This window comes from Polaromonas sp. P1_A2, assembly GCF_056406895.1.
The window spans coordinates 53,357-74,622 of record NZ_JBFTZI010000003.1; the positions used below are offsets into that span (position 1 = coordinate 53,357).

The 21,266-nt window shown below is 66.0% G+C and carries 27 protein-coding genes; 14 read left to right on the plus strand and 13 right to left on the minus strand.

Features of this window, described 5'->3' with window-relative positions; all coding sequences use genetic code 11:
• Positions 1–53 precede the first annotated feature (53 nt).
• From AC1D09_RS12260 to AC1D09_RS12270, 3 genes are all read left to right on the plus strand, one after another.
• Positions 54–1,154 (plus strand): M14 family zinc carboxypeptidase, encoded by a 1,101-nt coding sequence (locus AC1D09_RS12260; protein ID WP_477661775.1) that lies wholly within the window; start codon positions 54–56, stop codon positions 1,152–1,154.
• Entirely contained in the window at positions 1,151–1,912 is a 762-nt protein-coding gene (locus tag AC1D09_RS12265; RefSeq protein ID WP_477661776.1) for an alpha/beta fold hydrolase, read from the plus strand. Before AC1D09_RS12260 ends, AC1D09_RS12265 begins: the two co-directional genes overlap by 4 nt.
• Before the next feature lie 124 nt (positions 1,913–2,036).
• Positions 2,037–2,450: a hypothetical protein gene (locus AC1D09_RS12270; RefSeq protein ID WP_477661777.1), complete on the plus strand. Its 414-nt coding sequence runs from the start codon at positions 2,037–2,039 to the stop codon at positions 2,448–2,450.
• A 15-nt stretch (positions 2,451–2,465) separates the two neighbouring features.
• Here AC1D09_RS12270 and AC1D09_RS12275 read toward each other — a convergent pair whose 3' ends face one another.
• Positions 2,466–3,920: an aminotransferase-like domain-containing protein gene (locus tag AC1D09_RS12275; protein WP_477661778.1), complete on the minus strand. Its 1,455-nt coding sequence runs from the start codon at positions 3,918–3,920 to the stop codon at positions 2,466–2,468.
• A 143-nt stretch (positions 3,921–4,063) separates the two neighbouring features.
• Here AC1D09_RS12275 and AC1D09_RS12280 point away from each other — a divergent pair, with 143 nt between their 5' ends.
• From AC1D09_RS12280 to AC1D09_RS12300, 5 genes are all read left to right on the plus strand, one after another.
• Positions 4,064–4,834: a c-type cytochrome gene (locus AC1D09_RS12280; protein ID WP_477661779.1), complete on the plus strand. Its 771-nt coding sequence runs from the start codon at positions 4,064–4,066 to the stop codon at positions 4,832–4,834.
• Positions 4,831–6,117 carry a c-type cytochrome gene (locus tag AC1D09_RS12285; protein WP_477661780.1) on the plus strand — a complete coding sequence of 429 codons (1,287 nt, stop codon included), beginning with the start codon at positions 4,831–4,833 and terminating at the stop codon, positions 6,115–6,117. Before AC1D09_RS12280 ends, AC1D09_RS12285 begins: the two co-directional genes overlap by 4 nt.
• Before the next feature lie 165 nt (positions 6,118–6,282).
• Positions 6,283–6,726 (plus strand): hypothetical protein, encoded by a 444-nt coding sequence (locus AC1D09_RS12290; protein WP_477661781.1) that lies wholly within the window; start codon positions 6,283–6,285, stop codon positions 6,724–6,726.
• Between the two features lie 11 nt (positions 6,727–6,737).
• Entirely contained in the window at positions 6,738–7,517 is a 780-nt protein-coding gene (locus AC1D09_RS12295; protein WP_477661782.1) for a hypothetical protein, read from the plus strand.
• Positions 7,518–7,567: 50 nt separating this feature from the next.
• Positions 7,568–7,960: a hypothetical protein gene (locus AC1D09_RS12300; protein ID WP_477661783.1), complete on the plus strand. Its 393-nt coding sequence runs from the start codon at positions 7,568–7,570 to the stop codon at positions 7,958–7,960.
• Between the two features lie 5 nt (positions 7,961–7,965).
• Here AC1D09_RS12300 and AC1D09_RS12305 read toward each other — a convergent pair whose 3' ends face one another.
• The gene (locus AC1D09_RS12305; RefSeq protein ID WP_477661784.1) at positions 7,966–9,213 is read right to left on the minus strand and encodes an MFS transporter; all 1,248 of its coding nucleotides are present in this window, start codon (positions 9,211–9,213) and stop codon (positions 7,966–7,968) included.
• Between the two features lie 256 nt (positions 9,214–9,469).
• Between AC1D09_RS12305 and AC1D09_RS12310 the strand changes: the two genes are divergently transcribed.
• From AC1D09_RS12310 to AC1D09_RS12320, 3 genes are read left to right on the plus strand one after another with little or no spacing between them, the layout of a single operon-like run.
• Complete coding sequence (locus tag AC1D09_RS12310; protein WP_477661785.1) at positions 9,470–10,792, plus strand: NAD(P)/FAD-dependent oxidoreductase; 1,323 nt, start codon at positions 9,470–9,472, stop codon at positions 10,790–10,792.
• Positions 10,793–10,833: 41 nt separating this feature from the next.
• Positions 10,834–10,977, plus strand: a complete 144-nt coding sequence (locus tag AC1D09_RS12315) for a hypothetical protein (RefSeq protein WP_175456107.1) — start codon at positions 10,834–10,836, stop codon at positions 10,975–10,977.
• A gap of 3 nt (positions 10,978–10,980) precedes the next feature.
• Positions 10,981–11,295, plus strand: coding sequence for a VF530 family protein (locus tag AC1D09_RS12320; protein ID WP_477661786.1), 315 nt, complete (start codon positions 10,981–10,983; stop codon positions 11,293–11,295).
• Between the two features lie 133 nt (positions 11,296–11,428).
• Here the strand turns inward: AC1D09_RS12320 and atpE are convergent, their stop codons facing one another.
• Complete coding sequence (atpE, locus tag AC1D09_RS12325) at positions 11,429–11,665, minus strand: F0F1 ATP synthase subunit C (protein ID WP_007868318.1); 237 nt, start codon at positions 11,663–11,665, stop codon at positions 11,429–11,431.
• A 41-nt stretch (positions 11,666–11,706) separates the two neighbouring features.
• On the opposite strand from atpE, the gene AC1D09_RS12330 reads away from it, so the two are divergent.
• Both AC1D09_RS12330 and AC1D09_RS12335 read left to right on the plus strand, forming a co-directional pair.
• Positions 11,707–12,405, plus strand: a complete 699-nt coding sequence (locus tag AC1D09_RS12330; RefSeq protein WP_477701074.1) for a pseudouridine synthase — start codon at positions 11,707–11,709, stop codon at positions 12,403–12,405.
• Between the two features lie 41 nt (positions 12,406–12,446).
• Entirely contained in the window at positions 12,447–13,202 is a 756-nt protein-coding gene (locus AC1D09_RS12335) for an SDR family NAD(P)-dependent oxidoreductase (protein ID WP_477661788.1), read from the plus strand.
• Positions 13,203–13,212: 10 nt separating this feature from the next.
• On the opposite strand, the gene ppk2 is transcribed toward AC1D09_RS12335, so the two are convergent.
• From ppk2 to AC1D09_RS12385, 10 genes are all read right to left on the minus strand, one after another.
• Complete coding sequence (gene ppk2, locus AC1D09_RS12340; protein ID WP_477661923.1) at positions 13,213–14,115, minus strand: polyphosphate kinase 2; 903 nt, start codon at positions 14,113–14,115, stop codon at positions 13,213–13,215.
• Between the two features lie 135 nt (positions 14,116–14,250).
• Entirely contained in the window at positions 14,251–14,490 is a 240-nt protein-coding gene (locus tag AC1D09_RS12345; protein ID WP_074577371.1) for an HP1242/YdcH family protein, read from the minus strand.
• A gap of 62 nt (positions 14,491–14,552) precedes the next feature.
• Positions 14,553–14,990, minus strand: a complete 438-nt coding sequence (locus AC1D09_RS12350; protein ID WP_477661789.1) for a universal stress protein — start codon at positions 14,988–14,990, stop codon at positions 14,553–14,555.
• A gap of 159 nt (positions 14,991–15,149) precedes the next feature.
• Entirely contained in the window at positions 15,150–16,124 is a 975-nt protein-coding gene (locus tag AC1D09_RS12355; RefSeq protein WP_477661790.1) for a Bug family tripartite tricarboxylate transporter substrate binding protein, read from the minus strand.
• 44 nt (positions 16,125–16,168) lie between these two features.
• Complete coding sequence (locus AC1D09_RS12360; RefSeq protein WP_477661791.1) at positions 16,169–16,885, minus strand: class II aldolase/adducin family protein; 717 nt, start codon at positions 16,883–16,885, stop codon at positions 16,169–16,171.
• Between the two features lie 158 nt (positions 16,886–17,043).
• A complete protein-coding gene (locus AC1D09_RS12365; RefSeq protein ID WP_477661792.1) occupies positions 17,044–17,325 on the minus strand; it encodes a DUF427 domain-containing protein in 282 nt (93 codons plus the stop codon).
• Between the two features lie 162 nt (positions 17,326–17,487).
• Positions 17,488–17,916: a hypothetical protein gene (locus tag AC1D09_RS12370; protein ID WP_477661793.1), complete on the minus strand. Its 429-nt coding sequence runs from the start codon at positions 17,914–17,916 to the stop codon at positions 17,488–17,490.
• A 147-nt stretch (positions 17,917–18,063) separates the two neighbouring features.
• On the minus strand, positions 18,064–18,711 hold the full coding sequence (locus AC1D09_RS12375) for a glycine zipper 2TM domain-containing protein (protein ID WP_477661794.1): 648 nt from the start codon (positions 18,709–18,711) through the stop codon (positions 18,064–18,066).
• A gap of 181 nt (positions 18,712–18,892) precedes the next feature.
• Positions 18,893–19,447, minus strand: coding sequence for a cupin domain-containing protein (locus AC1D09_RS12380; RefSeq protein WP_477661795.1), 555 nt, complete (start codon positions 19,445–19,447; stop codon positions 18,893–18,895).
• Between the two features lie 28 nt (positions 19,448–19,475).
• Positions 19,476–20,579, minus strand: a complete 1,104-nt coding sequence (locus tag AC1D09_RS12385) for a DUF2855 family protein (protein WP_477661796.1) — start codon at positions 20,577–20,579, stop codon at positions 19,476–19,478.
• Positions 20,580–20,616: 37 nt separating this feature from the next.
• Here AC1D09_RS12385 and AC1D09_RS12390 point away from each other — a divergent pair, with 37 nt between their 5' ends.
• A complete protein-coding gene (locus AC1D09_RS12390) occupies positions 20,617–21,264 on the plus strand; it encodes a TetR/AcrR family transcriptional regulator (RefSeq protein WP_477661797.1) in 648 nt (215 codons plus the stop codon).
• The last annotated feature ends 2 nt before the right edge of the window (positions 21,265–21,266 follow it).

Genomic DNA, 21,266 nt, shown 5'->3' on the forward strand with positions numbered 1-21,266 from the left:
AAACCCGGCCGGCATGTAGCGCACTGTCAAACAACTGTGCCAGCATGTCAGGGATGGAAATCCCGCCGCCGACCGCCGCCGTGCAGAGCCCCCGCAGCCTGCACAGCCCCTACAGCCTGACGCCGGCGCGCGACGCGGCCGCGAGTTTTGCGGAGCTCGAGGAACTCAAGGCCATCCTGCTGGCGGGCAGCGCCCACTTCGACGTGGCGGTGGTGGCCGAGGCGCACACGGCCGGGCCCTCGTTTCCGCTCTACACGGCCAGCATAGGCTCGGCCGACCCGCAGGCGCCGGCCGTCGGTTTTTTCGGCGGCATCCACGGGCTGGAGCGCATAGGCACTCAGCTGATCCTGCACTACCTGCGCGCGCTGCTGTTTCGCCTGGAGTGGGACGAGCTGCTGCACCGCCAGCTCGAAAAAATCCGGCTGGTCTTCATGCCCATCGTGAACCCGGGCGGCATGTGGGCGCACAAGCGCGCCAATCCGCAGGGCGTGGACCTGATGCGCAACGCGCCGCAGCGAGCCGAAAGCCATGTACCCTTTCTCGCCGGCGGACAGACCATCAGCCCCCTGCTGCCCTGGTACTGCGGCCGGCCCGGCGCGCCCATGGAGGCCGAAAGCGCGGCCTTGCTGCGGGTGGTGAGCGAGCAGCTGGCCAGCCGCCCCTTCAGCCTGGCGCTGGACTGCCATTCGGGCTACGGTTTTGACGACAGCCTGTGGTTTCCCTATGCCAAGACGCGCCGGCTGATGGCGCACCTGCCCGAGATGTTCGCGCTGCGGACCATGCTGGAGCAGTCGCACCCGCACCACGCCTACAGCTTCGAGCCGCAGAGCAACCAGTACCTGCTGCACGGCGACCTCTGGGACCATGCTTACGACCACTCGCCGCCGCGCCATGTGTTCCTGCCGATGACGCTGGAGCTGGGCTCCTGGCTGTGGATACGCAAGAACCCGCGCCAGCTGTTTTCGCGGCACGGCATCTTCAACCCCATGAAGGCGCACCGCACCAAACGCGTGCTGCGCCGCCATGCGGACTTGCTGGACTTCCTCACGCGCGCCGCCTTTGCCGCGCCGAACTGGCTGCCCTCGGACGAGCGGCGCACTCAGCTCGCACGGCTGGCCACGGCGCACTGGCGGCCCAGGCGGGTGCTCGCATGAGCTGGGTGCTGCTCAGGGGCCTGACCCGCGAGGCGCGGCATTGGGGCGATTTCGCCGAGCGGCTGGCGCGCGCCTTGCCGGGCTCGGCCAGCGCCGCCACCCGCGTGCTGGCGCTGGACTTGCCGGGCAACGGCGCGTTCTGCCGCGAAGCCTCGCCGGCCACGGTGGGCGCCATGGCCGGCTTCGCGCGCGAACAGCTGCGCCAGCGCGGGATTGCGCCGCCCTACAGCCTGGTGGCGATGTCGCTGGGCGCCATGGTGGCCGCCGACTGGGCACAGCGTTATCCGCAGGAAATCGAGCGGCTGGTGCTGGTCAACACCAGCATGCGGCCGCTGGGCCGCGCGAGCGAACGCCTGCGCCCCGGCAACTGGCTGCCGCTGGCGCTGGTAGCGGTGCGCTGGGGCGACGCGGAGCATGCCGAGCGCGTGATCCACCGCATCACCTGCAACCGCGCGGCCTCGCTGGAGCAGGACATCGCCGCATGGACCCGCATCCGCCAGGATGCACCCGTGAGCATCGCCAACGCCTGGCGCCAGCTCAAGGCTGCGGCCGCCTCCAGCATGGCCGCACCGCCCGCCTGCCCGGCCCTGGTGCTGTCGTCGGCGGCCGACCACCTGGTGCACCCGCGCTGCTCGGCCCGGCTGGCCCAGGCCTGGCAGGCCGCCCACCACGTGCACCCCTGGGCCGGCCACGACCTGCCGCATGATGATGCGGACTGGGTCTGCAGGCGCATTGCCGGCTGGGTCGATGGCGGCTGAATCGCCCCTCTTTATTCGGCTGTCAACGCTTTCCTTGGCGCAAAACCGGGTTTTGCCGGCCCGGGCCGGCGCGGCCAGGCGACTCGGGCAGAATATTGCCTTGTCTATACAAGACATGCCGTCCATGAAGAATCCCTCCCCTCCCGAAACCCAACCCGCCGGCCCGCAGCCAGGCGACGGCGGCCAGGCTGCCGCCGCGCCGACGCGCAACAAGCGCCTGTGGGTGCTGGCGCTGGGCACGGCGGCGCTCTGGAACCTCGACCCGGCCTTTGGCGAAATGGCCGAGATGATTGGCATGATCGCCTGCGCCGGCAACAAGACCCTGGCCAAGGACGCCATCGCCCAGATGCGCAGCAAGGCAGACAGCCTGCGCGCGCAGATCCCTCCCTTGCCGGCCAGCGCCCTGACCAAGGTGGTGCGGCGCGCCGAAGCCGCCTGCGGCGCGGTGCTCGACAAAGGCGTGCGCGTCAAGGAAGTGCAGGCCAGCTGGGACCATTTTGTGGCCTGCGTGCGCGCCTTGCCGGACAAGCACCGCTAGGCAAGCCGCCAAAGCTCAGTTTGCGACCTGCGCGTAGGGACTCTGCCGCCGCGCCAGCCTTCCCAGGCCTTGCATCGCCGCCTCAAAACGCTCGCTCCACGGATGGCCGTAATTGAGCCGCAGGCAGTGCCGGAAGTTGCGCCGCGCTGAAAACACCGGGCCCGGCGCCACGCCTATGCCCAGCTCCAGCGCCGCCTGGTGCAGGGCCAGCGCATCAAAACCCTCGGCGAATTCCACCCACACAAAATAGCCGCCCGCGGGGCGCGACACACGCGCGTCCGCCGGGAAATGGCGGGCGATGGCGGCCAGCAGGCTGCAGAGCTGCGACTCCATCGCATGCCGCAGCTTGCGCAGGTGTTTGTCGTAGCCGCCGTGCTGCAGATAGTCGGCGATCGCCAGCTGCGCGGGCAGGCTGGCCGACAGCGTGGTCATCAGCCTGAGCCGCTCTATCTGCTGGCCGAAGCGCCCCGGCGACACCCAGCCCACGCGGTAGCCGGGTGCCAGCGTCTTGCTGAAAGAGCCGCAGTGCATCACCAGGCCCTTGCGGTCAAAGGCCTTGGCCGGCAGCAGGCCGCGGTGGCCGAAATACAGCTCGGCGTACACGTCGTCCTCGATCAGCGGAATGTCGCGCGCTGCCAGCAGCGCGACCAGTGCTTTCTTTTTCTCCAGCGACAGGCTGGCGCCCGTGGGGTTCTGGAAGGAAGTCATGAACCAGCAGGCCTTGACCGGGTGGCGCTGCAGCGCGTCGGCCAGCGCCGCCAGGTCCAACCCGTCCTGCGGGTGCACCGGGATTTCCAGCGCTTTCATCTTGAGCCGCTCCAGCGCCTGCAGGCTGGCGTAAAAGCCCGGCGACTCGACCGCGACCAAGTCGCCGGGCTGGGCCACGGCCGTCAGGCACAGGTTGAGCGCCTCCAGCGCGCCGTGCGTGACGATGAGCTCATCGGCCGGCTGCGCCAGCCCCTGGCCCAGGTAGCGCAGCGCGATCTGCCGGCGCAGGCCCTCATCGCCGCGCGGCAGGCTGGCCACGGTGTCCGCCCCCTGGATAAACCGCGCGCTGCGGGCCAGCGACTTGCCCAGCCGCTGCAGCGGAAACAGCCCAGGCGCCGGGAAAGCCGAGCCCAGGGGCACGATGGCCGGGTCCTGCGCCGCGCCCAACACCGAAAACACCAGCTCACTGACGTCCGGCCGGGGCGCCACCCGGGCTGTCTTGCCGGTCCTGCTGTCGGCCGCGCCGCGCGCCGGTGCCGCGAGCTGCTGCATGGACGAGGCCGTCACGTAATAACCCGAACGCGGCTGTGCGCGCACCAGGCCTTTTTCTTCCAGCCGGTAATAGGCCTTGAAAGCGGTGGAGGCGCTCAGGCCGTGCTGCGCGGTGATGCTGCGTATAGACGGCAAGCGCGTGCCGGGGGCCAGGCGCCCGCTGCGGATGTCGGTCGCCAGCAGTTCGACCAGTTGTTCGTAGCGTTTCATGAAGTGTGTAGTGGGTGCGCCCGGCTTGGGCCCGGCCAGCGCCCAATCTGATATTGCAATTTTCCGCTGTTTTTCATCTGATACGCTTTTTTCGTCGGCAACTGATGCTTACGCGGACTGCCCATGTGGGGCATGATCCCTTCATGCATGAGACCTGTTCTGGATATTCCTGGCTGCGTGCGCTGGCCCGGCATGCGCTGCCGGCCGCCCTGGCCTGGGCGGCAGCCGGCGCCGTTGTGGCGGCACCGCCCCCTTTTGAAGACAGCATCGCCCAGCGCGCCATGGCCTGCACCGCCTGCCATGGGCCGCAGGGCCGCGCCGCGCCCGACGGCTACTACCCGCGCCTGGCCGGCAAGCCGGCCGGCTACCTCTACAACCAGCTGCTCAATTTCCGCGACGGGCGCCGCCACTACGGCCTCATGACGCAGCTGATTGAACCGCTGAGCGACGCCTATCTGATGGAGATCGCCACCTATTTCTCGCAGCTCGAAGTGCCCTACCCGGCACCACTGCCCGCCGCCGCCGCGCCCGAGGTGTTGCGCCACGGCCGCCAACTGGTGCTCGAAGGCGACGCCGCGCGCCAGCTGCCGGCCTGCGTGCAATGCCACGGCCAGGCCATGACCGGCGTGGCGCCCGGCATCCCGGGACTGCTGGGCCTGCCGCGCGACTACCTCAATGCACAGCTGGGCGCCTGGAAGGCCGGCCAGCGCCGCGCGCATGCGCCCGACTGCATGAAGGACGTGGTGAGCCGCCTGACCCTGGAAGACATCAATGCCGTGGCCAGCTGGGCGGCCGCGCAGCCTCTGCCCGCCAGCACCAAACCGGCCGCCAGCCTGCCCCCACTCCCCCCGGGTGCGAGCGCCATCACCTGCGGCAGCGCGACCCCGCCTGCGTCCACAAAGGCGCAGAAATGAAGAAGACCCTGAAATTCCTGCTCGCGCTGGTGGTGCTCGCCGTCGGCGCCACCGCCCTCGTATGGGCCCTTAACGTGCGCGACGAAGTCGACGTGAAAGCGCCGGTGGCCGCCGCGGCGCCCAGCGAGGGCCTGGTCGCGCGTGGCGCCTACCTGGCGCGGGCCGGCAACTGCCAGGCCTGCCACACCGCCCAGGGCGGCCAGGCCTTTGCGGGCGGGCGCGGCATCGCCACGCCCTTTGGCACGGTCTTCACCTCCAACCTCACGCCCGACGACAAGACCGGCCTGGGCGGATGGTCGGCCGCCCATTTCTGGCGTGCCATGCACAACGGCCGCTCCAAAGACGGCCGGCTGCTCTACCCGGCCTTTCCCTATACCAGCTACACCCAGGTCAAGCGCGAGGACTCGGACGCGCTGTATGCCTACCTGCGCAGCCTGCCCCCGGTGGCGGCGCCCAACCTGCCGCACGCGCTGCGTTTTCCCTACCAGTCGCAGGCCGCGCTGGCGGTCTGGCGCGCGCTGTTCTTCAGCCCCGGCGTGTATGAGCCCGACACGGCGCGCAGCGCCGAGTGGAACCGCGGCGCCTACCTGGTCAAAGGCCTGGGCCACTGCGCGGCCTGCCACACGGCGCGCAACGCGCTGGGCGGCAGCGAGCAGGGCCTGGACCTGGCCGGCGGCCTGATCCCCATGCAGAACTGGTATGCGCCCTCGCTGGCTTCGCCTTATGAGGCCGGTGTGGGCGACTGGGACAAACAGCACATCGTGAGCCTCTTGAAAAACGGCGTGTCGCCGCGTGCCTCGGTCACCGGCCCCATGGCCGAAGTCGTGCAGCGCAGCACCCAGTATTTGAGCGACGCCGACCTGGGCGCGATGGCGCAATTCCTGAAAGAGCTGCCCCCTTCGCACACAGCGCCCCCCGAACCGGCCGCCATCAAGACGCAGGGCGAGTCGGTGACGCGCGCCGCCAAGCTCTACGAGCAGCACTGCGCCCAGTGCCACGGCGCCAAAGGCGAAGGCATCGCCAATGCCTACCCGGCACTGGCCGGCAACCGCGCCGTCACCATGGGCCAGGCCTCCAACCTCGTGCAGATCGTGCTCAACGGCGGCTACGCGCCGGCCACCGAGGGCAACCCGCGTCCCTTCGGCATGCCGCCCTTTGTGCTGGTGCTCAATGACGCCGACATGGCGCTGGTGCTCACACACATACGCCAGTCCTGGGGCAACCGGGCGAGCGAGATCACGCCGCTGGAAGTGAACCGGATACGGGCGAGTACGGGGCGCTAGGCGCAGGTTCATGGTCATGCGGGTGCTCCTTGGGGGAAGCGCTCATCGGATCAAGCACCGTTTTTCAAGGTTTCATTTCCGTGGTTCCAGCCGCGCTTGGGGTGGCGATCAATGCATACTTCGTCAATCCGTGGAAGATCCGAACCAGCTTGCAAGGGCGCCCCAATGAAAATCACAGCCGATACGCGTAAACCAGTTGAAGACCTGAACACCGCCGACCTTGAGCTTTTCCCCGTTTGGCGATTTGTGGAGGATGACGGCAACGAAAACGACGATGAGGATGAGACATGGGTCCAGCCTGTCGCGTCGCCTGTAATACCGACCAACGGCATGGCCTTATGCATGGCCGCGGCAGCGCGGCTTCCTTGCGGCCTGGTCTATCCGGCCATCCTTTTTGGGGATAGCTCCGGCGGTGTGGCGGTCGACGGCATCGCACTCCTCACGACGCGGGGACGGGTGCTTTTGCACAAGAGCGACTCGCCCGCGGAAACCCGCACAGCGCTCAAACGCCTGGGCCTCTCACAGGCCCAGGTGCTTCCCCTTGAATTTGCAACAAGAGCAGCTCTGTCCAGTACCGGCGCCCCGGCATTCGGCCGATTCGGCGGGTGAAGCCCTCCTTTATGCCGGACACCAAGATCAAGCGTGACAGAATGCTCAATGACATCCGCTATTTTGAGTCGCCGTCTCTGCCCTCACATGAATTGCCCACGCCTCGTTACATGGGTGATTTTTTTGTCCAGCCAGCGTCGTCTGTTGCGTTCGGCCAGTTGATTGGCGGGAAATGCTTAGAAGCAAAGCTGACGATCCGGGGCGGGAGCGCCCTGTACATTCTCTTCACCCCCGTCATAGCTCAAGGGGAAATGCAGCGACTCGCGTACACCACTGAGGCATGGCAGACATGGCTGGCGTACGGGCTGAATGAATCATTCAATAAGCTCGGCCCGCAAGAGCAGTCCTCGCTGGTGCGCACAGCCACTTTCGCGGCGCTGCGCTTCCTGGCGCCTGACTTTCTTGCCGGCCTGCAAGACATGGAAGACAAATACCGGCAGCAGGGCAGCCTGCTTCGCGTCCGGTATGCCGAGAAGGTCGCGCGCGGCTACAGCTTCGTGGTTGCGGGCGAGGTTCGCCCCCTTCATGAGACCTCGCGCCTTTGGCTGGAAGTCACAGACCTGGCAAATGGCCGCCATGCGGAGCTTTGCCTGGTTTCACTGGAGAACTGGAATGACGGACCATTCCTGGCCCAAAAAATCACGACATCAAAAGAGGGCGTGGCCATTCATCCCTATACATCCGCGCAGGCCAATTACTACACGAAGAAGTACCGCACCCCGCTGCACGTCAGCTTCGACCAGTTGTCGTTCCAGCTTGTTCCGAAAGAGTTCGCACCTGCTCGCGATTGAGCGCCAAGCCGGATTTTTGACCAGAATGGACCTGAGAGACTGAGTGCCATATGCCTGCCGCAGCTTCCACACCCGAAAAGCTGACACTCACGCTAAGTGCGGCGGGCGTGCTGCTGCACCTGTACACCGCCGTCTTTCGGGCCGATGGCGGATTGAGCTGGTTTCTCCTCGGCCTGGTGCTGCTGTCCTGCCTTCCCTACGGGGTGGCGGTGGCTCTCACGCGCGCTCGCCGCGCCAGCCTGCTCGGCCTCGGCTGGGCCATCGCATCGCTGCTTGCCGACCTCTATATGCACTACTCTGTCTTCGTGGCGCCAAAAGGGTCAACCGCGGCTTTGGGGCTTCTGTTCATGCCGATCTGGAACCTTCTTGTGATCGGCCCTGCGGGTGCGGTAGTGGTATGGGGCTGCCACCGTTTGTTTGCGGGCGGTCGCCGCACGGCCTGAGGGCCTCAAGAACCGGGTGCCGGTGTGACCATCTTGTCCCGCCGCGACAGCGACGGAAACATCCTGAACCAGGCCGCCGCCACCAGCAGCGTGCCCACCCCGCCGGCCACCACCGAGCCCACAGGCCCCAGCAGTGCCGCCGTGGCGCCGGACTCAAACTCGCCCAGCTGGTTGGAAGCGCCTATGAACACCGAATTCACGGCGCTGACGCGGCCGCGCATCTCGTTGGGGGTTTCTATCTGCACCAGGGTCTGGCGCACCACCACGCTGACCATGTCGGCACCACCCGAGACGGCCAGCACCAGCAGCGACAGCACAAAGCTGGTCGACAGGCCGAACACCACCATGCACAGGCCGTAAACCGCCACCGCCGACAGCATGGTCGGCCCGACGCGGCGCTCCAGCGGCCAGCGCGTGAGCAGCGCCGACATCAGCAAAGCGCCCGCGGCGGGTGCGCCGCGCAGCAGGCCCAGGCCCCAGGGGCCGACGTGCAGGATGTCCTTGGCGAACATGGGCAGCAGCGCGGTGGCGCCGCCCAGCAGCACGGCAAACAGGTCCAGCGAGACGGCGCCCAGCAGGGCCTTGCGCTGCCAGACGAACTCCACGCCGGCCAGCAGCGTGCGCAAGGTCACGGGCTCGCGCGGCGGCGGTGCGTGGTCGTAGCGCAGCACGGCAATCAAGCCGCAACCGGTGGCGAACAGGCAGGCGCAGGTGGCATACACCGCCGTGGCGCCGGCCACAAAAATCACGCCGCCCAGCGCCGGCCCGCCTATCACCGCTGCCTGCATGCCGGCCGAGCTGAAGGCCATGGCGCGCGGCAGCATGGCGGGCGGCACCAGCACCGGGGTGAGCGCCTGCTGCGCCGGCATCTGGAAGGCGCGGGCCACACCCAGCAGGACCGATACCGCGAGCAGCAATTCGCGCGAAGCCCAGGCATGAGTCGCGCCCCAGCCCTGCGTGGCCGCCACCAGGATCATCGCCACCGTGGCCTGCGTGACCAGGCAGCCGGCGATGATGCGGCCGCGGTGCACCCTGTCCGCCACATGGCCCGCCACCAGCGTGAGCAGCAGCGCCGGCATGAACTGGTACAGGCCCACCAGGCCCAGGTCCCAGGCGCTGCCGGTCAGCTCATACATCTGCCAGCCCACGGCCACCATCAGCATCTGGTTGCCCGTGGTGCCGAAAATCCGCGCGAACCACATGCGCATATAAGCGCGCTGGCGGGTCAAATCCTTGAAAGTGTGTGTCGTCATGCGGGCGTGAAGCTTAACAGCGCCAGGTGAAGGCGGCGCCCCAGGGGATATTAGAAAGGGTGGATAGAACGATCTGCTCAAGAGCTGCTCACAAAACCCAGCGAAGCGGTCCTGGCTAGGCGCGCCGCCGCAGACAGTGCTGAAGGCACGGCAAGGCGGCGCAACAACGCCAGGAGGGTTTTTGAGCGGCTCCAGACGCCCCCGCCCGCCAGTTAACATGGAGGCATAACTACAGAGCAACACCCCAGGAGGTTTTATGCACCGCATCGTCATCGTTGGAGGGGGCGCCGGAGGGCTGGCGCTGGCTACGCAGCTGGGCAAGCGCCTGGGCAAAAAAGGCCTGGCCGAAATCACCCTGGTGGACGCCGCCCGCACCCATGTCTGGAAACCGCTGCTGCACCAGCTGGCCGCCGGCAGCTTCGACACGCACGCCGAGGAAATCGAATACCTGGCGCAGGCGCGCTGGAACCACTTCAAGTTCCGCCTGGGCAGCCTCACCGGCGTGGACCGGCAGAACAAGACGGTGCAGTTGGCCGCCAGCCATGACGAGGCCGGCCGCGAGATCACGCCGGCCCAGCAGCTGGCCTACGACACCCTGGTGATTGCCGTGGGCAGCCAGACCAATGATTTCGGCACGCCCGGCGCGGCCGAGCACACCATCAAGCTGGACAGCCCGCAGGCCGCCAAGCGTTTTAACGACAGGCTGATCAACGCCTGCCTGCGCGCGCAGACCGTGCCGCGCGTGGCCGGCAGCGGCCGCCTGACAGTGGCCATCGTGGGCGGCGGCGCCACCGGCGTCGAGCTGGCCGCCGAGCTGCATGCCGCGGCGCGGGTGCTGGCCAATTACGGCTTCGACCACATCCACCCCGAAAAAGACCTGCAGATCGTGCTGGTGGAAGCCTCGCCGCGCCTCTTGGCCCAGTTGCCCGAGCGCCTCAGCGAATCGGCCATGCGCGAGCTGCGCAAGCTGGCCATCGAGGTGCACACCAATGAAAAAGTGGTCGAAGTGACCGCCGACAGCCTGAAAATGGCCAGCGGCAAGGTGGTGCCCGCCAGCATCACAGTATGGGCCGCCGGTGTGAAAGCGGCCGATTTTTTGCGCAGCCTGGGCGGCACGCCCGAAGGCGGCCAGGCGCTGGAGACCAGCAAGCTCAACCAGCTGATGGTCAACGGCAACCTGCAGACTACGCGCGACACCAGCATTTACGCCTTCGGCGACTGCGCGGCCTGCCAGCAGCCTGACGGCACCTGGGTGCCCCCGCGCGCGCAGGCCGCCTACCAGCAGGCCATGTACCTGGCGCGCTCGCTGCAAGACCTGATCGCCGGCAAGCCGGTCGCGCCCTTTGTGTTCAAGGACCAGGGCTCGCTGGTGTCGCTGTCCGAGTATTCCTCGGTCGGCAGCCTGATGGGCAGCCTGACCAAGGGCAGCTTTTTTATCGAAGGCCAGCTGGCCAAGTTCATGTACTGGGGCCTGCACAAGCAGCACCAGCTGGCCCTGGGCGGCTTCAAGAAAACGGCCTTGATCACGCTGTCTGAAATGCTGGACCGCACCCACCGCCCGCGCATCAAGTTGCATTGATAATCACAGCATCCCCTCTTATCAACCTGACGGAGAAAACCATGGCAAAAGGACAGCAAAACAACAACAAGATGGTCAAAAAGCCCAAGAAGGACAGCTCGCCGCCCAAGCCGGTCTCGCCCGACGCGGTGCGCCCGACCATCGTCACGCAGGTGATCCCGCGCGGCAAGATCAAGGACAAATAAGCCGTGGCAGCCGGCACCGGCGACCTGCCTGCGAATTCCCCGGTAGCACCCGTGCAGCCGGGCAATCTGCTGCATGGCGTGACGCTGGAGGCCATGGTCACCGCGCTTTCAGGCCACTACGGCTGGGAAGAGCTGGGGCGGCGCATCAACATACGCTGCTTCACCAGCGATCCCAGCGTGGCTTCCAGCCTCAAGTTCCTGCGCAAGACGCCCTGGGCGCGCGAGAAGGTCGAAAGCCTTTACCTCTTCATGCTGCGGGAAGCCAAGCGCAGCGGCCCCACGGTTCATAACTTTCCGCCACCCAAGCCCAAGGGCTGACCCCGCTTCACAGAGCTGCTCAAAGAGCTACTCAGAAAACCCAGCGAAGCGGTCCTGGCTAGGCGCATCGCCGCAGACAGTGCACCGGCACGGCAAGGCGACGCAACAACGCCAGGAGGGCTTTATGAGTAGCTCAAAGCGGGTTGGCGAAGAGCAGCATCATGGCAATACCCACGCCGATCAGGAAGTTGGCATCTATCAGGCCCGCCAGCAAAAACATCTTGACCTGCAGCGGCTCCATCATCTCGGGCTGGCGCACGGCGCCTTCCAGGAAGCGCCCACCCATCGCGCCTATGCCCAGGCAGGCGCCTATGGCACCCAGGCCTATGATCAATCCACATGCAATGGCAATGGCACCTGCGTCGGTCATGCTTTCTCTCCTTGGTTAAAAACTTTGTTGATGGCTGAATCATGAAGGCCGGCACGCCGCCAAACAATGACCTCGCAGGTAATGGCGCCGCAGCCGCCGGCCTGGTCCTGCTGCATGCCGACGACCACCTGCTGGTGCTGGACAAGCCCGCGGGCCTGCTCGCCGTGCCGGGGCGCGGCGAAGGCAAGCAGGACTGCCTGAGCGCGCGCGTGCAGGCGGTTTACCCCGATGCGCTGGTCGTGCACAGGCTGGACCAGGCCACCTCGGGCCTGATGCTGATGGCGCGCGGCGCGGCTGTGCAGCGCGCATTGAGCCGCGCCTTTGAAAGCCGCGAGGTCGGCAAGCGCTACGTGGCTGTGGTGGAGGGCCGCCTGCCCTCATCAGGCAGTGACGACGGCTGGGGCCTGATAGACCTGCCCATCATCGTGGACTGGCCGAACCGCCCGCTGCGCATCATCGACGCCGAAAACGGCAAGCCCAGCCGGACGCGCTGGCGCGTGCTGGGCTTTGACGCGGCGGCGAACACCACGCGTGTGGAACTCGAACCCGTCACCGGCCGCTCGCACCAGCTGCGTGTGCACCTGAAAGCCCTGGGCCATCCCATCCTGGGTGACGCCTTGTACGCCCCCGCCGAAGTGCAGGCCAAGGCACCGCGCCTGCTGCTGCATGCCGCGGCCTTGCGCTTCACGCATCCGGCCAGCGGCCTCCCCTTGTCGTTTGAAAGCGCTCCCGGCTTTTAGCGGTGCCGGCAGCCCAGGCTGGCCGGCGCTAACATGGGGCCATGAAACATCTCACCCTCCTCACAGGCGCGTCGCGCGGCATGGGCCTGTCCATGGCGCGCCAGTTGCTCTCCGCCGGCCACACAGTGCTTTGCATCTCCCGCACGTCGGTGCCCGAGCTGGGCGCGCATGCCAGGCATGTGGGCGCCACGGCGCTGCAATGGGAGCATGACCTGGCCGACAGCGGCTCTCTGGCCGGCAAGCTCGAAAGCTGGCTCAAGGATTCGCAAGCCGAGCAAACCTGGGCCAGTGCCACGCTGATCAACAACGCGGGCGTGATTCCGCAGATCGCCCCGCTGAGCGCCATAGGCGCCGACGACCTGGCGCGCGCGCTGCGTGTCGGGCTGGAAGCGCCCATGCAAATCACGGCCGCCTTCCTGCGTGCCACCGAAGACTGGAAAGCGCCGCGCAAGGTACTGAATATTTCGTCGGGGCTGGGGCGACGCGCCATGGCCTCGCAGGCTGCCTATTGCGCCGCCAAGGCCGGTATGGACCACTTCACGCGCAGCCTCGCCATGGATGAAGCCCTGAAGCCGCTGGGCGCGAAAGTCTGCTCGCTGGCGCCGGGCGTCATAGACACCGGCATGCAGGAACAGCTGCGCGCCGCGCCGGCCGAGGCCTTTCCCGACCGGGCTTCGTTTGTGGGCCTCAAGACCGGCGGATCGCTGACCTCGCCGGATGATGCGGCGGCGCGCATTATTGCTTACCTGGCTCGCCCAGACTTCGGCACCACCCCTGTAGCTGACGTCCGGGACTGAGCAAAAACGCTCAGTAAATCTCGGGGACTACGATGTCCTGCGGGACCGGATTGCGCACATAGTCCTCGTGCCGCACCCGCTCCGGCAGCACGATGGCCGGGTGTTCGGTTTCCTGGTAGGGCATTTGCTGCAGCAGGTGGTGTATGCAGTTCAGGCGCGCCTTTTTCTTGTCGACGGCCTGCACCACCCACCAGGGGGCCTCGGGAATGTGGGTGCGCTCCAGCATGATTTCCTTGGCCTTGGTGTATTCCTCCCAGCGCCGGCGCGACTCGAGGTCCATGGGGCTGAGCTTCCACTGCTTGAGCGGGTCGTGGATGCGGCCCAGGAAGCGCAGGTGCTGCTCTTCGTCGGAGATGGAGAACCAGTACTTGATCAGCTGTATGCCCGATCGCCCCAGCATTTTTTCAAATTCGGGCACGGTGCGGAAAAATTCCTCGTACTGCTCGTCGGTGCAAAAGCCCATGACGCGCTCCACGCCGGCGCGGTTGTACCAGCTGCGGTCGAACAGCACGATCTCGCCGGCCGCCGGCAGGTGCGAGACATAACGCTGGAAGTACCACTGCGTGCGTTCGCGGTCATTGGGGGCCGGCAGCGCCGCCACGCGGCACACGCGCGGGTTGAGCCGCTGGGTGATGCGTTTGATGACGCCGCCCTTGCCGGCCGCATCGCGGCCTTCAAACAAAATCACGACCTTGTGGCCGGTGGCGACCACCCAGTCCTGCAGTTTCACCAGCTCGGCCTGCAGGCGAAACAGCTCGCGGAAATACTGGCGGCGGTATTCCTTGTCCCTGGCCGCGTCCTTGGTGCTGCGGCCGCGGTCCTCGCCCGCCAGCTCGTCCACCGTGCGGTCTTCGATCTCCATCTCCAGCTCTTCGTCGAGGCTGTCGAGCAGGTCATTGCGGATACGCCGCATCAACTCTTCGTCGCTTGAATTCAAGGGTCTCTCCCGCAAAAACCGAAAACCGGCAACACGCCAGCGTAGCGGGCTTCCGTGGCAGTTTGATGAAAAGCCCTGAGGGCTTTGCGCGGAGCCCGCGAAGGGCCAGTCTCAGGACTTCTTGAGGATCTGGTAAATCTCGTCCTTGACCTTGAGCCGCCTTTTCTTGAGGTCTTCCAGGGCCTCGTCGGTGATGGCGCCCACGCCCTGCTCATAGCGGGCGATGGCGTGGTTGTCGGTGTCGTACTGGGTGAAGAGGCTGGCAAAGTGCGGGTCGGACACCTTGAGGCTGCGCATTTTCTGCAGGTATTCCGGAAACTCGTGCGCCAGGTCGTGATTCAGCAAGTCCATGGGAAAGCTCCTTGTTTGGCCGGTGATTGCCGCGGGATTCTCGCGGGGAGGGAACGAACAGCTTAGTCCCTAACCACCAGCACCGGCAAGTGGGCATGCGACAGCACCTGGGCCGTGACGCTGCCCAGCACCAGCTTTTCAAGGCCGCGCCGGCCGTGCGAGCCCATGACGATGAGGTCGGCGTTGACCGACTCGGCGGTGTCCAGGATGCCGCGGTAGATCGCATGGCCTTCGACGACCGAGCCGGTGGCGGCGATGCCCACGCCCGCGAAAGCCTGCTTGGCGGCCTTGATGGCCTCGTTGGCCTCGGCCGTGGCCGCGCCCAGGTATTCGGCCTGGCCGTAGGCGAAGTCGGTGCCCACCCCGGTGAAGGCATAGGGGTCTATGACGTAGATGATGGTCACCTCGGCCTTGAAGGCCTGCGCGATCGCCAGCGCGTTGCCTATGGCTTTTTGCGAGGTGGCCGAGCCATCCACCGGAACCAGAATGTGTTTGTACATGACGGAATCTCCTTGAAGCTGGAAAGATTCTCAGGCCGCAGCCCCTCCCGGGTCAATGCCGGTCCGGCCGGCCCCTTGAAAGGCCAGCCTTGCATCATTTATAGATCAGGGCGCCCGCGGGCGCCGTCAGACAAGGCGCCGAAAACCGGCGGCCCCGGCTTACTCGGCCTTGATGTTGGCCGACTTGGCCAGTTGCGCGTAACGCGCGAGGTCGGCTTTGATCAGCCTGGACAATGCCGCGCCGTTGCCCGACAGCGGCTCGACACCGGCGCCCGAGAGGTTTTCTTTCACGGCGGGTTCGGCCAGCACCTTCTGCACGTCGGCGTAAATCCTGGCGACCACTTCGGGTTTCATCTTGGCCGGGCCCATGAGCGCGTACCAGATGGAAAAATCCAGCGGCTTGAGGCCCTGCTCTTCAAACGTCGGCACCTGCGGCATCAGCTGGTAGCGTGTGGCGGTCGACACGCCGATGGCATTGAGCTTGCCGGTCTTGAGGTGCGGCGCGGCGAGGTTGGCGCTCAGGATGGCCAGTTGCACCTGGCCGCCCACCACGTCGGTCAGGGCCGGGGCGCAGCCCTTGTAACCCACATTGGTGGCGGCGACACCGGACTTCTGCTTGACCAGCTCCATCACAAAATGCTGGGGCGTTCCGACACCGCAGGAGCCGTAGCTCAGCCCCGTCGGGTTGGCCTTGGAATAGGCGACCAGTTCCTTGAGGTTGGTGATGTTGGTGCTCTGGTGCGAGACCAGCGCGATCGGCGTGAGGCCCAGCAGCATGATGGGCGTCAGGTCTTTTTCGGGGTCGTAGTTGAGCTTGCCGTTGACGGCCGGGTTGACCACCATGGTGCTGTTCTGCAGCAGCAGCGTGTAGCCGTCCGGCGGCGCATGCACCACGGCCTCGGTGCCTATGTTGCCGGAGGCGCCCGCGCGGTTGTCCACCGCGACGCCCTGCCCCCACATGGCCTGCAGGCGCGCGCCTATCTGCCGCGCCAGGATGTCGGAGCCGCCGCCCGTGCCGTAGGGCACGATGACGCGCACGGCGCGCGACGGGTAGTCCTGTGCCAGGGCCTGGCCGGCGCCCAGGCAGCTCAGGGACATCAGGGCGGCCAGCGCCAGCAGTCGGGGGAATTTCATGGTGTGCCTTTTCGTTGACGGGTGGTGTTGCGGTGATGAAGGGATTACTCAACGGCCCCGACGGCCCGGCTCCACAGCTCCCAGGGCCGCATGACCTGGCCCTCGTTGGTGTTCATGGCCTTGTCGGCTTCTTCGGGCGTCAGGAATTCAATCGGGCCCAGCGCGCTGGCGCTGAGCTGCAGCTTGGCGTTTTCCTCGGCATAGACGGCGCGGTAAACCGCGCGTTCCAGCGAAGGCGCCACCACGGTGGAGCCGTGGCCGCGCATCAGCACGCAGCTATGCTGGCCCAGCGCCTTGGCCAGGTCCTTGCCCAGGCCCATGTCGCGGATCAGCAGGTCGGTGTTGCCGTTGGACTCGCGGATTTCATACAAGGAGGAGCCGCTGCCCAGGAAACCGCTCATGTGGAAGATGGGACGCAGGCGCTGGCCGGTCACGCCGAAGGGAATCACGCTGGGCGAATGGCTGTGCACCACCGCCATGACGTCGGGCCGCGCGCGGTAGATCTCGCCGTGGATGAAACGCTCGAGGTATGAGCGCAGCGTGGACGGGACCACCAGGTCGCCGTTGAGGTCATACACCAGGATGTCGGCTTTTTTGACCAGGCCGGGCGCGCGGTTGCATGACAGCAGGAAGTGCTCCGGCGACTTGTCGTGGCGCACGCTCACATGGCCGAAACCGTCCACCACGCCCTGGCCGTAGAGGATGCGGTTGGCAACCACAAGTTTTTCGACGAGCGTGGGATCGGGAGCGGAAAGCGTCATGGAGTCTCCTTATCAGCAGCGGCCGGGGAGGTCGCTTTTAATAAGCATACATATTACATTCAGAACGTTCCAGGCAAATGGCGGAGAACAAAGGGTAAACCCGGTCTCCTCCATGAATCGCCGGCATCCCGGCTGTGGCTGCGCCTAAGAACAGGTTCTCAAGGCTCGATCTTGACGCCCTTCCAGAAGGCGACGTGGCCCTTGATGTTGTCGGCCTCGGGTTTGGGATCGGGGTAATACCAGGCGGCGTCGGTGTTCATCTCGCCGTTGACCAGCAGCGAGTAATAGCTGGCCTGCCCTTTCCAGGAGCACATGGTGTGGTGGTTGCTGAAGGTGATGTAGTCGCGGTTGAGCGAGCTCTCGGGGAAGTAGTGGTTGCCTTCCACCACCACGGTGTCGTCGCTTTGCGCAATCACTGCGCCGTTCCAGATGGCTTTCATGGGAATGTCTTTCTGCGGATGCGGGTCGGGGTCAACAGGGCCCCAATGCTACGCTCCCCGCGGCGGGCCCGCGAACCCCGGGGTTTATGCCCGCCCGGCGCGCAGAAAAAAGCCGGTGGCAGGCACCGGCTTTTTTAGCGGAGGCCGGGAAAGGCCCGGCCCTCAGTCGTGGCCATGGCCGTGCTTCCCGCCACGGCCCTGGTCATCGCCGTCCCCGCCCTTGTGCTTGTGCTTCTTGTGCTTGCCGCGTTCATAGTCCTCATCGCCCTGGACTCTCACAAAATAAACCGGCTGGCCGCAGGCGTTGTACTTCGCGCAGTGCTTGGACCACTTCTTCGCATGGCCGGGAGGCACATGCAGGTACAGGGGCGGCTGCTGCACCACCACCGCCGGGCGCTGGATGATGACGGGCTGCGTGTAAATCACGGGCGGCGGCGGCGCGTTGCCAATTTCAATGCGGCCGTAAACGCCGGGCGACAGCGCGCCTTCGACCGTGGCGGTCGCGTAGGGGCCGGTGGCCATGGCCGTGCCGGCCGACAAGGCCGCAGTCAGGGCAAAACCGGCCATCAGGAGCGGTTTGAGTGTTTTCATGGGGTGTCTTCTTTCTTGTGATGGACAGGTCGTGAACGACGCCACGCTCAATCCAGCATGAGCCGCGGGACTGGCTTTGCCAGACCGCAGGCGGGCGGCCCCCTCGGGGGGCAGGGAGCTACACGCAGTGAGCGACCGTGGGGGCTTTTAGGCGGCGAGGCGAAGGTTCTTGCCTTCAACAATTACCTTGGCGCCCACGGCCACCGCGCTGGACAGCTCCATATTGCGCACCGAGCCGTCATCCATGCGCACGCGCACTTCGTACACGGTGACCTTCTTCATGTTCTTTTCGATCTGGTTGCCGGCAAAAGCGCCGCCGGCCACGCCCAGCACGGTCATGGCCGTCTTGCCGTTGCCGCCGCCCACCTGGTTGCCCAGCAGGCCGCCGACCACGCCGCCGGCGACGGTGCCCAGGCCTATGGTGGTGTTGCCGACGTCAACGCCATTGACCTTGCCCTGGCGCTGCACCGGGGTCACGGCTTCCACCGTGCCGCAGGTGGCGCAGGCATTGGCGCGCGGCGAAGCCTGGGCCACCACGGTAGGCGTGGTGTGCGGCTTGGTGGTATGTGGTTTGGACGTGTCCGCCGCGAGCTTGGCGGCTGTCGCGGGTTCATTGGCGGGGGCGTAAGCCGATACGCCGGGCTGCGCGTCGGAGCGGTTGACGACCAGTGCGGCGGCCAGCGCCATGACGGTCACGCCTAGCACGGCGACGAGGGCGACGAGGGCCTTGCTGTGCTGCAGGCGCTGGGCAAAGCCCGGTTGGGAAGCGGAAACAACTTGGTTTTGGGTATCCATGGTGGAACTCCTTTGTAGGGGGAGTCCCAGTTGTAACCACGCCCTTGGATACATCCTGTAGGACGAAGTGACATTCGTAAGGAAAGCTTTCCGCATCCCGCTGAAAGTGTGCGTTTATGCGCACATTCAACCGCCTTTATGCCGCCCTCACAAAGCCTTGACCCGCGCTTTACACGCCTTTTTAGACGCCTCCGTGGGGGTGGGTCGGGTCCACCCAGAGCACGGTGTCGGGTTTCTCGACCGGCTCGATCTCCAGGTTGACGGCCACCGCCTCGCCGTCGCTGCGGCACAGCACACACTCCAGCACCTCGGTCGGGCTGGCGTTGATTTCCTGGTGCGGAACATAAGGCGGCACGTAAATAAAGTCGCCCGGGCCCGCCTCGGCGGTGAATTCCAGGCGTTCACCCCAGCGCATGCGGGCCTTTCCGCGTATCACGTAGATCACGCTTTCCAGGTGGCCGTGGTGGTGGGCACCGGTCTTGGCGTCGGCATGGATGGTGACGGTGCCGGCCCACAGCTTTTGCGCGCCCACGCGGGCGAAGTTGATGGCGGCGCGCCTGTCCATGCCCGGTGTCTGCGCGGTGTTGCCGTCGAGCTGGTTGCCCGCGATCACACGCACGCCGTCATGTTTCCACGGCGGGTCGGCCTGGCCCTGGGCATGGGGATGTGTATGCCCGGGGCCATGGGAGTGATCGTGGTCATGCGGGTGGTGCGGCAGCGTGGGGTCGGTACTCATGCCGCCAGCGTACACCAGCGCCCGGCATTCAGTCCAGCACCACCACATGTCCTTCCAGCGGGTCCATGCGCCCGCCGTGCATGTCGTCGATCAAGGTTTGCGCGGCCTCAAACCCGCGGTGCTCACGCACCAGCATCCAGGGATCCCGCGTATCGCTGACGCGGCGGATAAAGGCCAGCTGTGCTTCATTGAAGCGCTGGTTGACCACGGCATGGCCCCAGTCGGCATTGCGTTTGCGTATCTGCACCGGCGCGAAGTAAAACTTCGGCTCGGGGCCCGGCATGTCCAGCGGACGCAGGAACTGCGTGTTCTGCGCCGAGCCCGCATAGCAGTCGTAGACCAGCGATTCGCCGAAATGCATGTGCACCGCCATGCGCAAGCCCTCGTCGCCCGAAAAATCCACATACAGCGTGGGCGTGCTGCGGTCCAGATTCGGCAATTCCTCGTAGCTCGCCACTTCGCCGTAGCAGCCCAGCGCCTCGACAAAACCCCTGTTGCGCGCCGAGGTCAGCGCGACCCGCTTGACCTGCGCAAAGGCTTCCAGGCAAAAAGCCGTGCCGTAGGCGGTCTTGCTCGATGCGCTGGAAAACACCAGCTGCCGCGCGCCGAAGAAGGCGTTGTCCTGCAAAAAATCCGCCAGCATGAAGGAGGTGATGAACAGCGGGCGCACCAGCATCTGGTAGTTTTCGTCCTCGGGGCGGTAAGCGGCGTCGGCGCTGCAGCGCATGTACTGGTTGTAAGCCGAGGTCAGGGCCTTGCGGTGGGCGGTGCCGTCGTAAAAGCCGCGCTGGGTGACGCGCTCGGGCCGCACACGCAAATGGCTCGCAAGCGGAAAGTAGCCGTAAAAGCGCTCACCCACTTCCACGCCCGGCACGCTGGAGCTTTCCACATCGGCAAAACCCCACACCGGCATATGGCCCCAGTCCGCCTCGCCGGTCGGGAAAAAATCCCAGTACTGCATGGCGTCGCCAAAGGCCGCATAGGTGATGTTGTTGGTGGTGACGGCCACACGGCGGATTTTCAGGACGGCTTCGCCCGGGGTGTCGCCTGCGGGCTGTTGCTGGTCCACCCGGGTGTGATTCAATGCATTTTTGCGCGTGAGCAGCCGCGTCAGCGGGGCCGGATTGTTCATGGTGCCTCTTTCATTCCTGATCGGTGAGTGATGACCAATGTATAGCCGCCGCCCTCCTCCCGGGTTCGGAAAACCGCCGGCCGCCAAGCCCCTGAAACGCCCCACGCAGGCGCGCGCGGTATTCACCGTGCAGGCCATTTATGACGCCTTTGTTCGGATTTGGCGTCGCGACGGCTGGGACGGCGTGAGCACGCGCGCGGTGGCCCTGGAAACCGGCATTTCCGTCGGCACGCTGTACGACTATTTCCCCAACAAGGCCGCACTGCTGTCGGGTTATGTGCGGCACTGCATGGAGCAATTGCTGCTGGCGATAGAGCAGCAGGCGGTCACGCCGCCCGGGCTCAGCACGGAACAAAGATTGCGCACGCTGGTCCGCCTGGCCTGCGGTGTGAAGACGCCCGAGCTGCCCTGGTTCGACGCCGGCATGCTGGCGCTGGAAGCTGGCATTGCCGAGGGCAAACACCACAGGCGCGTGCACGAGGAACTGCTGGCCGCCTGGACGCGGGTGGTCGACGCCTGCACCGACCTGCCGCAGCGGCCGCCGGCCGAAACCATCCAGGCCATGCACCTGGCGGTCTGGGGTGGGCGCCGCTACAGCCTGCTGATTGGCCTTGGTGACATCGAAAGCGCCGCATGGGCGCGGGAGATGGAACGGCTGTGCCTGGCGCTCATCAAACCTGAATAAGG